A 12,898-nucleotide genomic window follows, 5' to 3' on the forward strand; every position below is an offset into this window, starting at 1 on the left:
GAAAGCGAATGAGCACTGGCGCCGCGCTGTACGAACGTGACGAGGACCTCGCCCGCCTCGGCCGGCTGTTCGACACCGTACGTGCCGGGGCGGGCGCCGCAGTCGTGGTTCGAGGCGTGGAGGGGATCGGCAAGTCCGCGCTCGTCGAGCACGCGCTGGGAACGTACGGCAAAGGTTTCAAGATTTTGCAGGTGGTGGGCAGCCGCCACGAGCGCGCGGTGCCGTTCGCCGGGCTGCACCTGCTGTCCTGCGCGGTGGGCCCGCAGAGCGGCGACCTCGCCTCCTCGGCGCCGATCCTGCACCAGGTGCTGAACTCCGCCGATCTGCCGCTGGAGATGACCCGCGCCCTGATCGACGAACTGCTGGGCTGGCTCGCCGATGCCGCCCACTCCGGCCCGGTCGCCTGCGTGGTCGAGAACACCCAGTGGATCGATCTGGCCAGCCTGACCGTGCTGCGCAGCGTCGCCTCCCGGCTGACCAGCGAGCCGGTGCTCCTGCTGTTCGTGCATCGCGACGGCGCCGCCGCGTCCTTCGGCGACCTGCCGACGGTGATCCCGGCACGGCTCAGCGACGACGCCGCCCGGGACTTCCTGATCACTCGGGCGCTCACTCCGATGGATCCCCGGGTCCGGGAGCGCCTGGTGGCCGAGGCGCGCGGCAATCCGGGTCTGCTGACCGACTTCACCGCCACCACGCCATGGGCGTTCGGCGGAGGGTACGACTGCCCTCCGCCACCCGCCTGGACCAGCGCACCGGAGGAACCCTTCCCCGTGCTGGCCACGCTGCCGCAAGCGACCAGGCGACTGCTGACCGTGGCCGCCGCGGACCCGACCGGCAACCCGGTGCTGCTGGCCACCGCGGCCCGGCACCTCGGCCTGCCCGACGGCACGCTGCGCGCGGTGGAACAGGCGGGCCTGCTGACCATCGACTCGCATGTGCGGTTCCCCAACCCGCACACGCGCCACACCGTCTATCACGCGGCCACCCCGGAAGACCGTCAGGCAGTGCACCGAGCCATCTCGGCGGTCATCGACCCGCTGATCGACCCGGACCGGCGCGCGTGGCACCAGGCTTTCGCCAGCGACGCTTTGAACGAGGACGTGGCCCGGGAACTCGCCGACGCCGCTCCGCATGCGCGAGAGCGTGGCGGACTGCCGGCCGCGGCCGTCCTCCTCGGGCTGGCGGCCGCCCGTACCCCGGATCCGGGTCTGCGGCGCGGTCGCCTGCTGGCCGCGGCGGACGCCCATCGGCTCAGCGGGAACCTCGAGGCCGCGACGGCGCTCACCGTCGCGGCGCGCACGCACGCCGGCGGCACCGGCAACCCGGTCGCGGTGGACGTCCTGGAGGCACGGATCGCCCTGTCCAAGGGGCACAACCGCGAAGCGCTGAACATGTTCCTGGCTGCCGCCGAGGAGGTGGAGGCGACCGATCCCGCCGAGGCCGTCCGGATCCGGCTGGATGCCTACGCGGTCACCATCCTGCACGGACGCCTCGCCGACCCGCGGATCGTGACGGAGCTGCGGGCGGCGCTCGCCGCGGCATCGGAGAGTGACAGCGGGAGCGACCTCGCCGCCCTGAAACACCTCTCCCGGCAGACCGGCGACGCGTGGGACGAGGAGGCGTTCCGGGCCGTCACGCGGGACCGGCTGAGGTCGGCACGGCAGGACGGCGCTCTCGGGTCGGTTCCGGTCGTCGCCGCGTACCAGGCCCTCTGGCATCTGCATGCCGGCGAGTTCGAGCGGGCCAAGGAGCTCGCCGATGACAGTGACGCGTCGGCCGCTGTCATCGGGGTGCCGCCGCTGTCGCACGTCAGCGTGGTCATCGCGGCGTGGCAGGGCCGCCAGCGGCATGTCGAACGGCTGATCGCCGAACGGCAGCCCGGCGTGGTCGCCCGGGAGGAGGGCTGGTTCCTGACCGGCTTCGACTACGCCCGGACGGTGCTCTTCAACGGGCTGGGCCGGTACGCCGACGCCCTCGAAGCGGGCCGGCTCGCGGCCGAGCTCGACGAGGGCGGCTTCCACGCCTGGCTGCCGGTGGAGGTGGTCGAGGCCGCGGTCCGGGCCGGCCGTCCCGAGCTGGCCGAGCCGTTGACGCGGCGGCTGTCGCAGCGGGCGCGGCTGCGCCCGTCCGCCTGGAGCCGTGGCCTGGCCGCGCTGTGCCGGGCGCTGTCCGCGACCGGTGCCGAGGCCGAGGCCCATTACCGGGAGGCGATCGACGAGCTGACCAGCAGCAAGGCCGCGCCGCGGCTGGCGCGGGCGCACCTGCTCTACGGGGAATGGCTGCGCCGGGAGAGGCGCAAACGTGAGGCCCGCGTCCAGCTGCGGCTGGCGCATTGTCAGCTGACCGCGATCGGGGCGTCCGCCTTCGCCGAACGCGCCGCGCGGGAACTGGCCGCGACGGGCATCAGCCTGCAGCGTGGCGGCGGGCAGCCCGCCCACCAGCTCACCGCCCAGGAGCTTGCGGTGGCCCGGCTGGTCGCCGGCGGCGCCACCAACCGGGAGGTGGCGCAGACGTTGTACCTGAGCCCACGAACGGTCGAGGCACACCTCCGCAACGTCTTCGCCAAGCTGGGCGTCACGTCCCGGCGGGAGATCGCCGATCTCGGCGATCTCACCGGGCCGGCGGCCGATCCGGCACTCACCGCGATCGGAGCCTGAGCACTGGCGCAGTCCCCGGGTCGCGGGACCCGGGGACTGCGGCGCCTCACCGTGCGGCGGCGGCGAGCAGCCGGTCGCGGGATTCCTCGACCGCGTTCCGGAGCTGCGGCAGGTCGACGTCCAGGACCGTGCCGGCCCACTTACGGACCTGACCGGCGATGAGGACGGCGTCGATGTTGCGGGCGTCGCTGCCCAGCACCACCGTGCCGATCGGGTCGTTGAGCGGCATGTTGTTGAGGTCGTCCGCGCGGATCAGCAGCAGGTCCGCCTGCTTGCCGGGGGTCAGCGAGCCGGTCACCGATTCCAGCCCGTTGGTGCGGGCGCCCTGCAGGGTGGCGAAGTCGAGCACGTCGTGAGTGGTGATCCGGGGCGGGATCCGATCGGTCCCGTAGCCGGCGTTCACGGCCCGCATCCGCTGGATCGACAACAGGGTGCGCATCTGGATGAACATGTCGCCCGGCAGGGCGACCTCCACGTCGATGCTCAGGCCGGGGCGGATACCGACGGCGAGAGCCTCGTCGACGGCGGGCACCGCGGTCTCCAGGCCGATCTGGGCCTCCGAGACCGGGGCCAGCGACACGGTGGCGCCGGTGTCACCGATCGCCTTCCATGCCTCACCGGTGAGGCCGGTCGAGTGGATGAGGGTGACGCCGGGGTCGAGCAGACCGTCGCGAGCCCAGCCGAGGATCGCCGCGGACGACGTGGTGCCGAAGACGGCGTCGATGCTGACGCCGATGCCGAGGTCCCGTGCGACCTGCGCCAGCTGCGGCCCGTAGGCCAGGTCCGGCCCGGCGATCTCGTCGGTGGCCAGGGTCGCCAGGCGCAGCGTCAGCAACTGGTCCGCCGAGCTGAAGTACTGCTCCCGCAGACGGGCCAGGTCGGCCGGCCACTGCCCGTCCCAGGCGCCGAAGTGCGGCCGCATCGAGGCGTGGACACCGCGGATGCCGGTGTCCAGCAGTGCCTGGACGGCGCTGTCGGAGTGCGCGGCGGTGCGGGCGTTGTGCGAGAAGTCGAGCAGGCACGTGATGCCGCTGTCGATGGCGCTCAGCGCGGCGAGCCGGGTGCCGAGATACACGTCCTGCGGCTGGTACACCGGCGCGTACCGGGCGAGGGTGGACATGACGTACTCACCGAGGTCGTTGACGTCCGGCATGATCCGCCGCAGGGCCGCCTGCCAGGAGTGGCGGTGCGTGTCGACGAAGCCGGGGGAGAGGATCGCTCCGGTCGCGTCGACGACCACGGCGCCGTCGGCGGCGCCCTGCGAGCGCAGATCGGGCGCCACCGCGGCGATCCGGGACCCCTCCACCAGCAGGTCGCCGCGGTGCAGGATCCCGATCTGCGGATCCATCGAGATGATCGTCGCGTTGGTGAACAGGATCCTGCGCTGCGGGTCGGCAGCCTGCCGGCGCAGGTCGGCCAGGGTGGCGAGGCTATCGGTCATGGTGCGTTCCTCCAGGTTCTGACGCTGCGTTCTGACACTGCGGAAAGCGAAGGCCGGGCCGGGTGGCCGGCATCGGCTGATCCGAAGATCGCAGCCGCCGAGACCGGTTTGAATCGGCAGCTTTCGCCTAGACGGACCGCCGCCGGTGAACGACCTGAATCGGGCGGTCCGGTCGGGGCCCGGCCATCCCGGATAGGCGACTTCACCGATTCGAGTGGGCGGCTGCCGCGACACGATCAAAAGATTCAGAGAGGGGTACGAGTGGACATCGCCGTCGTGGGCCGCGGGCATCTCGGTTCCACCCTGTCCTGGCTCTGGACGCGGGCCGGCCACCGGATCACCGTGCTGGGCCGCGACGGCGGGGACGTGGCCGGCGCGGACGTGCTGGTCGTAGCCGTGCCGGCCGCCGCGATCACCGACGCCCTGACCCGCGTCCGCGGCTTTCGCGGGGCCGTGACCGTCGACGCGACGAACCTGCAGGGCCCGCCGCCGGCCGGGCACCCGTCCCTGGCGCACCTGGTGCAGTCGCTGATCGGAGGCCCGGTCGCGAAGGCGTTCAACACCGACTACGCGTTGCTGTACGACCAGATCGAGCGCCAGGTGATCCGCCCGAGTCACCTGTACGCCGCCGACGCGGCGGCCCGGTCGGTCGCGGAGCAGCTGATCCGCGACGTCGGCTTCGCCCCGGTGTTCGTCGGCGACCTCCACCGTGCCGTACTGCTGGAGCAGCATCTGCGGCTCGTCCGGGCCATCGCGGACAACGGCTACGGACCGTACTTCTCCAGGTACGACGCGCCGGGCGGCCAGTAGCTGTGACATGCGTCACTCGGACTGGCTGAAATTACTCCTCGGGGGAGCAAAAGGACGTGGTGTCGCCCGGATGTGACGTTCTCGACCCATGCCGGCAAGATTTCCGGGCGCTTCGACTCGTAGTCTCGGGCGAGTGTTCACCACCGGCGGCGCGCTGACCCCCCTTCCCGAGCCGGCATGACCTTCCTCGGACGACACCACGAACGCGCGGTGCTACGCGAACTCGTCGAGGGCGCCCGTGGCGCGACGGGTGACGCCATCCTCGTCACCGGCCCGGCGGGTATCGGCAAGACGGCGCTCGTCGCCGAGACCATCGCGGAGGTGACCGGCGGCGTACGCGTGCTGCAGACCGCCGGCGCCCAGTACGAGATGGAGTTGCCGTTCGCGGCGCTCCAGCAGCTGCTGCAACCGCTGGTCGGCGGCATCGAGTCCCTGCCGGAGCCGCAGGCCCGCGCGGTCGCCTCCGCGCTGGGCACGGGCGAGACGGTGTCACCGGCGACCGTGCTGGTCGCCCTCGGCACACTGAACCTGCTCACCTGGGCCGCCCGGGAACGTCCGGTGATCTGCGTCGTCGACGACACGCACTGGCTGGACGACGCCTCGTCGCAGGTGCTGGCGTTCGTGGTCCGCCGGCTGAGCGGCGCCGCGGTGTCGGTGATCTTCATGGCCCGCGAGCCGCTGACCTCCGACGCGCTCAGCGGGGTCACCGTGCTGCGGTTGCGCGGCCTGGAGGACGCCGACGCCCGCACCCTGTTGCGGACCGGCCTGCGCGCTCCACTCGACCCGCGCGTGCGCGACCGCATCCTGGCCGAGGCGCAGGGCAATCCGCTCGCTCTGCTGGAGCTGCCGCGCAGCGCGGACCTGGGTGCGCTGGCGGGCGGCTTCGGTGTCCCCGGGACCGCCCGGCTGCCCCGCACCCTGGAGGTGGGTTTCCAGGACCGGCTGGAACGGCTGCCGGCCCAGGCGCGCCGGTTCCTGCTGGTCGCCTCGGCCGACCCGACGGGCGATCCGGTGGTCGTCTGGCGCGCGGCGCGTCATCTCGGGCTCGACCCGGTGGCGGCGTCGCACGGGGTGGACGCGGGACTGATACAGATCGACATCCGGATCCGCTTCCGGCACCCGCTGGTGCGCTCGGCGATCTACGAGTCCGCCACTGTGGACGACCGCCGGGCCGTCCATGACGCGCTCGCGGTGGCGACCGACCCCCTCGTCGACCCGGAGCGCCGGGCCTGGCACGCGGCGCAGGCGGCGGCCGAACCCGACGAGCAGCTCGCGGACGAACTCGAACGGCTGGCGAACCGGGCCCGGTCCCGAGGCGGCCTGGCGGCCTCGGGCGCTTTCCTGGAACAGGCCGCGGCGCTGACACCGGACACCGGCTCCCAGGCCCGGCGCCTGCTCGCCGCCGCCCGCGCCCGGCACGAATGCGGCGACTTCGGCCGGGCTCTGCGACTCGTCGCCGCCGCCGAGGCCACCGTGCAGGACCCGGTGCTGCAGGCCCGGGCACAGGTGGTCCGCGCCCGGGTCGCCTTCGACCGCGGACGTGACGAGCCGGCCGTACGCGGGCTCATCGCGGCCGCCAGGGCGATCGGACCCTTCGACGTGCTGTTCGGTCGGGACGTGCTGTTCGACGCCCTCGCCGCGGCGACACTCATGGGCCGGTTCGCGACCTGGTCGCTGACCCTCGACCTCGCCGAGGCCGTGCGGGACCTGCCGGTCGACGACGAGCGAACGCGCCCACTGGACCGGTTGCTGGACCCCTTGATCGCCTGCATCAGCGGCGGGAAGGCCGACCCGGGCGCGATCCGGCCGGTTCTCGCCCACTACCTGGAGTACGGCAGCAAGGCCGGTCAGGCGGACCGGGCCGTGGAGCGGTTCGACATCGGCGAGCTGTGGCTGGCTTGCCAAGCAGCCCAGGACATCTGGGACGACCAGATCTTCATCGCGCTCTCGCGCCAGCAACTCGACTATGCCCGCGACAACGGCGCGCTCGCCGGGATGCCGATCGCGCTGACCCATCGGGCGTTGAGCCTCATTCACGAGGGACGCTTCCCGCCGGCACAGCGGCTCGTCGACGAGGGGTACGCCATCTCCGCCGAGATCGGCGCGCCACGGATGGCCTTCGTCGACATGGCGATCGCCGCCTGGCAGGGCGACCGGCAGCGGGTGCGCGAACTCACCGAGCAGGCCATGGCCGACGCGACCGCCCGCGACGAGGGCCGGTTGCTGACCGCCGCCGAGTACGCCACCGCCGTCTCCCTCAACGGCATGGGTGAGTTCGCGGCCGCGGCCGACGCCTGCCGCACCGCCGTGCACCTGGACGAGCCGAGCTTCCCGCCCTGGCTGATACCGGAGTTCGTCGAGGGCGCCGCCCGCTCCGGCCGGCCGCAGGACGCGCTCGAGGTGGTCGAGCGCCTGGAACGGGTCGCTGCCGAGATGGACACCGATTGGGGGACTGGGACCGCGCTCTACGTCCGGGCCCTGATCAGTGCCGGCGAACAGGCGGACACCGCCTACCGAGAGGCGATCAAGCGGCTGGCCCGCACCACCCGCCGCATCGACCTGGCACGGGCCCGCCTGGCCTACGGCGAGTGGCTGGCCGGCGAGGAACGCAAGGGTGAGGCCCGCGAGCAGCTGGAAGCCGCGCACGAGATGTTCCTGGCCATGGGCGCCCGGGACTTCGCCGGCCGGGCGAGTCGCGCGCTGCGCGCCGCCACCGGAGTGGTCCGGCGCCCCAACGCCGGAGAAGCAGCGCTGACCGCCGCGGAACAGGCGGTCACCCGGCTCGTCGCCCGCGGCGCCACCAGCAAGGAAGCGGCGGCCGAGCTCTTCATCAGCCCGCGTACGGTCGACGCGCACCTGCGCAGCATCTTCGCCAAGCTCGGGGTGAAGTCGCGCCGCGAACTGCGCGACATGTACCGGGACGCCGGCGAAGGCGCGCGGTTATAGGCGACGAGCACCGATTCCAGCCGGCCGCGGGTCTTCGATCATGGAACCAGCGCCGGCCGGGAGGGGAACGATGACGCGCGGAAGTCTTCACACGCTCGCCGTAACGGTCGTAGCCGCGACGGTCATGTCTCAGCAGGCATGCTCGGCCGGCGATCCTCGGACGCCGGCTGCCGCTCCCACAGGAGGATCCGTGCTGTTCAAGAATGTCCAGGTCCATGGCGCCACCGGGAGCCTGGTCACCGATGTCCGGGTGAAGGACGGCATGGTCGCCGATGCCGGCACCGGGCCGGACACGGAAATCATCGACGGATCCGGCCTCGGCCTGGTCGCCGTGGTGCCGGCGACCCGCAAGGATCAGGGACACATGGTCGGACGCGTGGAGCCGGGCATCCCAGCCGACCTGCTCCTGGTCCCTCGGGGGAGCATGCCGAGGCTCGGCACACCGTGGTGGCGGGTCATCGTCGGCCGTACGGATCTCCGCGCGTTGCTGACCCGTGGCCGGGTGGTGATCCGGGACGGCGAGCCGCTCGACCGGCCGGCGAACCCGGACGGCGCCCGGATCGGCGTGTGGGTGGACCAGAACGACTGGCTGCATCAGGAACTGCTGCCGCAGGGTCGTTACGACGAGACCCGCGGCGGGCGCCGGCATGCCTACACCGGCCGCTACTGGCTCGACGGGGACCGCATCGACTACCTGGACGACTCCGGCTTCTACGCGTTCGGCGAGTTCATCGGCGATCAGCTGTTCCACGCCGAGTTCGTGATGCGCCGGCAAGCTCGCCCGTAACAACTCACCGACGACCGCCTGCCCGCTCACGCCGCTGTGACCGGCATGGCTCCCACCACGGCGGTGACTGCCGCACCAACACAGAACGGGGTTCAGCGGTGAAGATTGCGGTTTTGGGAGCGGGCGGCGTCGGCACGGCGCTCGGTTCGGCCGAGGCCGTCACCTCGGGCGAGGTCATGACCAACCCGGGTGCCCTGCCCGAGCGCGGCTCGGTCTTCCTGTCCGGCGACGACCGCGATGCCAAGCAGATCACCGGGCAACTGCTGTCGGAGATCTCCGCATGAGCGTGTCCGGTGGCGTCTGGCTGCTGACGGTGGCCGGCATCGTCGGCCTGCTGCTGTTCGACTACTTCTTCCATGTACGGCGCACGCACGTCCCGTCACTGGGCGAGGCGGCGCGCTGGACGGCCGTCTACATCGGCATCGCCGTGGCGTTCGGGATCGGTGTGCTGATCCTCGGTGGCGGCACGGCGGGCGCCGAGTACTTCGCGGGCTACGTCACCGAGAAGGCGCTGTCGGTCGACAACCTCTTCGTCTTCCTGCTGCTGCTCGCCAGCTTCCGGGTGCCGCGTGCCGACCAGCAGAAGGTGCTGCTGTTCGGCATCACCTTCTCGCTGATCGTCCGTACCGGGTTCATCTTCCTGGGCGCCGCGCTGATCAACTCGTTCGCGTGGGTGTTCTACCTGTTCGGCCTGATCCTGCTGATCACCGCCGGTAACCTGCTGCGCGAACAGCATGACGACAACCGGCCGCCGGACAACATCGTCATCAGGCTGGCGCGGCGGGTCCTGCGTACCTCCGAGAACTTTGACGGCGACAAGCTCGTCACCGTCGTGGACGGGCGCCGGATGCTCACCCCGATGCTGCTGGTGATGGTGGCGATCGGCGGCACCGACATCCTGTTCGCCCTCGACTCGATCCCGGCGATCTTCGGCCTGACCCAGAACACCTACCTGGTCTTCACCGCCACCGCGTTCTCCCTGCTCGGCCTGCGACAGTTGTACTTCCTGATCGACGGCCTGCTCGACCGGCTGGTCTACCTCTCCTACGGCCTGGCCGCGATCCTCGCGCTGATCGGCGTCAAGCTGTTCCTGCACGCCCTGCACGAGAACAACGTGCCGTTCATCAACGGCGGCGAGCACGTCGACGCCGCCGAGATCTCCACCGGCCTGTCGCTGTCGCTGATCATCGGCATCCTGTTGGTCACGGTGGTGTTCTCACTGCTGAGCCCGAAAGGCCGGGCACAGACGTACGCCCGAGCGGCGCGCCGGCACGCCAACGCGTACCTCGACGTCGAGACCGACCCGGCCTACTGCGACGAGATCTACCACCGCCTGCTCGAGGACGAGGCACGCATCGACGGTCTGCCGGCGAAACATCGGAGCCGGATCCGCATCGAGAAGGAGCTGCTCGACCTGCTGCGACGTGCCCATGAGCTACATGAGGACCGGGTACGGGCCGGCCGCTGCTTCGTCCCGGCCCCAGCACGTACCGGCTGAACTCCCGGGCCCGGCAGTGCGGGTCGCGGAGGCGCGCGAAAGGGAGACCACTGCCACATCGCGAAGATTCGGCGCATCCGTATGCAACCTTCCGGTCCTCGGCGAGCGTTTTGATCCCGGCGAAGGGGCCGCTGAGATCACGGCTCCTGATGACGTGGAAGGACACCATGGTTTTCTCTGCAACGCGTACGGTTCTGGCGGCTGCTGCCGTAGGTCTGGTTCTGGCGATGACGCCGGCCGGCGGGGCGCAGGCCGTCAACGGCGGCAACTCCGCTGCCCAGGGCGAGTTTCCGTTCATGGTGCGGTTGCTGCCGACCGGATGTGGTGGCACGCTGATCAGCCCGCAGATCGTGCTGACAGCCGGGCACTGCGTCAACCCGGAAGCCGAAGACCTCACCGCGGTCGTCGGCACCGTGGACCAGCAGGACCGTGACACCACTACCCGCGTGCCCGTCGTCGACAGCTATTCGGCGGCCGGCTTGTTCTGGTGGGAGTCGGACTGGGGACTGCTGAAGCTCGCCGAGCCGGTTGACCTGCCCGTGGTCACGTTGGCCGGCGAGGCGTCCCAGGATTACGCGGACCTGACGGTGCTCGGATGGGGACGGTCGCAGGAAGACCAGGACCAGCAACGGTTCCTGCAGCGAGCGGAGGTGCCGTTCATGAACGACACCGCCTGCACCGAGCTGGAGGGCGGCGTCGAGGGGATGTACCACCCCGATCGTCACGTGTGCACCTTCGCCGATGAGGGCAAGGGCATCTGCGGCGGCGACTCGGGCGGTCCGGCCCTGACCCAGCTCACCGACAGCACTTGGCAACAGGTCGGCATCGTCAGCTTCGGCGGCGACTGCGACCCCGAATACGACGACCGGCGCAACATCTTCACCGAGGTGGCTGCCTTCGCTGACGACATCCGGATGGCCGAGGCCGACCTGTTGAGCCGCGTCTCCTAGGTTCAGCCGGCGGAGCGGAGGTTCAGCCGGCGGAGCGGAGGCGCTGCCGTCTATCGGACCTTCCGCACGCTGGTGGTGTCGGGGCCGAGGATCGTGCCGTCCGCGCTGGTCGGCGCGATCTCCGGCACCGGGTTGCCGTGCTGGTCGACAAGGGTGGAGTGGGTCTCGCCGGGGGTGAAGGCGTGGCGTTCTCCCCACTGCCGGAGGGTGAGGACGACGGCGAAGAGATCGCGGCCGGCATCGGTGAGCACGTATTCCTGGCGACGGCCCGATGGTGCGGTGCGCTGGGTGAGGAGCCCGTGAGCCCGGAGTTTGCCGAGGCGGTCGGTGAGGATGTTGCGGGCGATGCCGGTGCTTCGCTGGAACTCCGTGAACGATCGGGCCCCGTCTATCGCGTCGCGGATGACGAGAAGGCTCCACTTGTCGCCGACGAGGTCGAGCGTGCGAGCCACGGGACAGTGCGGGTCGGTCCAGTCGGGGTTCGGGGCGCGAAGTGCGGAGCGTGACATGACACCTCGATTGGTTGCGGTTTGAAACCATCATGCCCTACGGTGAATTGGTTGCAATCTGCTACTGATCGGGGCCGTGGTGGCTGTGTGGCGAAGCTTTCTGCTCGCGATGGTGTGTGGTGTGTCAGTGGCGAGCGTTTATGCCGCGCAGCCGATTCTTGAGCCGATGGGTCGCGATCTCGGCGTGTCGGCAGCCTTCACCGGATGGATCGTGGCGATCAGCCAGGTCGGCTATCTGGCCGGGCTGGTGCTGCTGGTGCCGCTCGGTGATGTGGTCGACCGGCGCCGGCTCATCGCCGCGCACCTGACGCTCATCGCGGCGGGCGCAGCACTGACGGCCTCGGCCTCGGTCGCATGGGCGGCGTTCGCAGGCCTCGCGACGGCTGGTGTGTTCGCGGTCGTGGTGCAGACCACCGTGGCCTACGCCGCGTCGGTCTCGCCGCCTGCTGAACGCGGACGAAACATCGGTGTCGTCACATCGGGAGTTGTCGTCGGCATCATCGGCGCGCGGGTCGTCACCGGCATGCTCGCCGAGGCGTGCGGCTGGCAGAGCGTCTATGCGGTGCTGGCCGCGCTGTCGCTGGCGCTCGCGGCCCTCGTCCTCGTCGTGTTGCCGCCGGAGGAGCGACGCAGCCGGCCGGTGGGCTACGGGCGGGCCGTCGTCGCACTCGGCGGGATGTTCCGGCAGCGCTTCTTCCTGGTGCGCGGGCTCATCGCGTTCTTCTTGTTCGCCTCGTTCGGAGCCCTGTGGAGCGGGATGTCTCTGCCGTTGGCGGGCGCGCCGTGGCAGCTCGGCGAGAGCCAGATCGGCCTGTTCGGCATCGTCGGGCTCGCGGGCGCGCTCGGCGCGGCACGTGCGGGGCGGTGGGCGGACGCGGGACGGACGGGGCCGGTGATCGGCCTCTCGCTCGCGCTGCTCATCCTCTCGTGGGCAGCGATCGCACAACTGCCGCGCTCACTGTGGCTGCTCATCGTCGGAATCCTGGTTCTCGACTTCGCGGTCCAGGCCGTACATGTGAGCAACCAGCACGTGATAGCCACCGCGTATCCGGATCGCACCAGCAGCGTCCTCGGGAGCTACATGGTCTTCTACTCGCTCGGCTCGGCTCTCGGCGCGGCCGCGACCACGGTCATGTTCACCGCCGCGGGCTGGACCGCCTCCAGTCTCCTCGGGGCGGGATTCGCGGCCTGTGCGCTGGCCGTCTGGGCGATCGACAAAGTTTCCCCTGGTACGGCTAAAAGCCCCGCTGATCAGCGGGGCTTTTCACTGTTGCCGGGCGGCCGGTGATCGAGGGCTGAG

General features: G+C 71.0%; 10 protein-coding genes. 8 read left to right on the plus strand and 2 right to left on the minus strand.

The window, feature by feature from the left end:
- The first annotated feature begins 8 nt into the window (after positions 1-8).
- On the plus strand, positions 9-2,657 hold the full coding sequence (locus AB0F72_RS01020; RefSeq protein WP_360423057.1) for an AAA family ATPase: 2,649 nt from the start codon (positions 9-11) through the stop codon (positions 2,655-2,657).
- Positions 2,658-2,703: 46 nt separating this feature from the next.
- Here the strand turns inward: AB0F72_RS01020 and AB0F72_RS01025 are convergent, their stop codons facing one another.
- Positions 2,704-4,098, minus strand: a complete 1,395-nt coding sequence (locus AB0F72_RS01025; RefSeq protein WP_360423060.1) for an amidohydrolase family protein — start codon at positions 4,096-4,098, stop codon at positions 2,704-2,706.
- Positions 4,099-4,359: 261 nt separating this feature from the next.
- Between AB0F72_RS01025 and AB0F72_RS01030 the strand changes: the two genes are divergently transcribed.
- The 6 genes from AB0F72_RS01030 to AB0F72_RS01055 all read left to right on the plus strand — a co-directional run bounded on the left by AB0F72_RS01030 (position 4,360) and on the right by AB0F72_RS01055 (position 11,089).
- Positions 4,360-4,908, plus strand: a complete 549-nt coding sequence (locus AB0F72_RS01030) for a hypothetical protein (RefSeq protein WP_360423063.1) — start codon at positions 4,360-4,362, stop codon at positions 4,906-4,908.
- 177 nt (positions 4,909-5,085) lie between these two features.
- Positions 5,086-7,854, plus strand: coding sequence for an AAA family ATPase (locus AB0F72_RS01035; protein ID WP_360423065.1), 2,769 nt, complete (start codon positions 5,086-5,088; stop codon positions 7,852-7,854).
- A gap of 190 nt (positions 7,855-8,044) precedes the next feature.
- Positions 8,045-8,641: an Atu4866 domain-containing protein gene (locus AB0F72_RS01040; protein WP_360423068.1), complete on the plus strand. Its 597-nt coding sequence runs from the start codon at positions 8,045-8,047 to the stop codon at positions 8,639-8,641.
- Between the two features lie 98 nt (positions 8,642-8,739).
- Positions 8,740-8,925, plus strand: a complete 186-nt coding sequence (locus AB0F72_RS01045; RefSeq protein ID WP_360423071.1) for a hypothetical protein — start codon at positions 8,740-8,742, stop codon at positions 8,923-8,925.
- Complete coding sequence (locus AB0F72_RS01050; RefSeq protein WP_360423074.1) at positions 8,922-10,139, plus strand: TerC family protein; 1,218 nt, start codon at positions 8,922-8,924, stop codon at positions 10,137-10,139. The genes AB0F72_RS01045 and AB0F72_RS01050 overlap by 4 nt, the downstream gene beginning before the upstream one ends.
- Before the next feature lie 167 nt (positions 10,140-10,306).
- Positions 10,307-11,089: a serine protease gene (locus AB0F72_RS01055; protein WP_360423077.1), complete on the plus strand. Its 783-nt coding sequence runs from the start codon at positions 10,307-10,309 to the stop codon at positions 11,087-11,089.
- Positions 11,090-11,139: 50 nt separating this feature from the next.
- On the opposite strand, the gene AB0F72_RS01060 is transcribed toward AB0F72_RS01055, so the two are convergent.
- Positions 11,140-11,598, minus strand: coding sequence for a helix-turn-helix domain-containing protein (locus tag AB0F72_RS01060; RefSeq protein WP_360423080.1), 459 nt, complete (start codon positions 11,596-11,598; stop codon positions 11,140-11,142).
- A gap of 76 nt (positions 11,599-11,674) precedes the next feature.
- Between AB0F72_RS01060 and AB0F72_RS01065 the strand changes: the two genes are divergently transcribed.
- The gene (locus tag AB0F72_RS01065) at positions 11,675-12,886 is read left to right on the plus strand and encodes an MFS transporter (RefSeq protein WP_360423082.1); all 1,212 of its coding nucleotides are present in this window, start codon (positions 11,675-11,677) and stop codon (positions 12,884-12,886) included.
- Positions 12,887-12,898 lie beyond the last annotated feature (12 nt).

It is taken from the genome of Actinoplanes sp. NPDC023936 (assembly GCF_040639325.1).
In the GTDB taxonomy this organism is placed as follows: domain Bacteria; phylum Actinomycetota; class Actinomycetes; order Mycobacteriales; family Micromonosporaceae; genus Actinoplanes.

Coding starts and splice junctions, on each gene's coding strand:
- AB0F72_RS01020 (WP_360423057.1), top strand. CDS start 9: ATGAGCACTGGCGCCGCGCTGTACGAACGTGACGAGGACCTCGCCCGC.
- AB0F72_RS01025 (WP_360423060.1), bottom strand. CDS start 4,098: ATGACCGATAGCCTCGCCACCCTGGCCGACCTGCGCCGGCAGGCTGCC.
- AB0F72_RS01035 (WP_360423065.1), top strand. CDS start 5,086: ATGACCTTCCTCGGACGACACCACGAACGCGCGGTGCTACGCGAACTC.
- AB0F72_RS01050 (WP_360423074.1), top strand. CDS start 8,922: ATGAGCGTGTCCGGTGGCGTCTGGCTGCTGACGGTGGCCGGCATCGTC.
- AB0F72_RS01055 (WP_360423077.1), top strand. CDS start 10,307: ATGGTTTTCTCTGCAACGCGTACGGTTCTGGCGGCTGCTGCCGTAGGT.
- AB0F72_RS01060 (WP_360423080.1), bottom strand. CDS start 11,598: ATGTCACGCTCCGCACTTCGCGCCCCGAACCCCGACTGGACCGACCCG.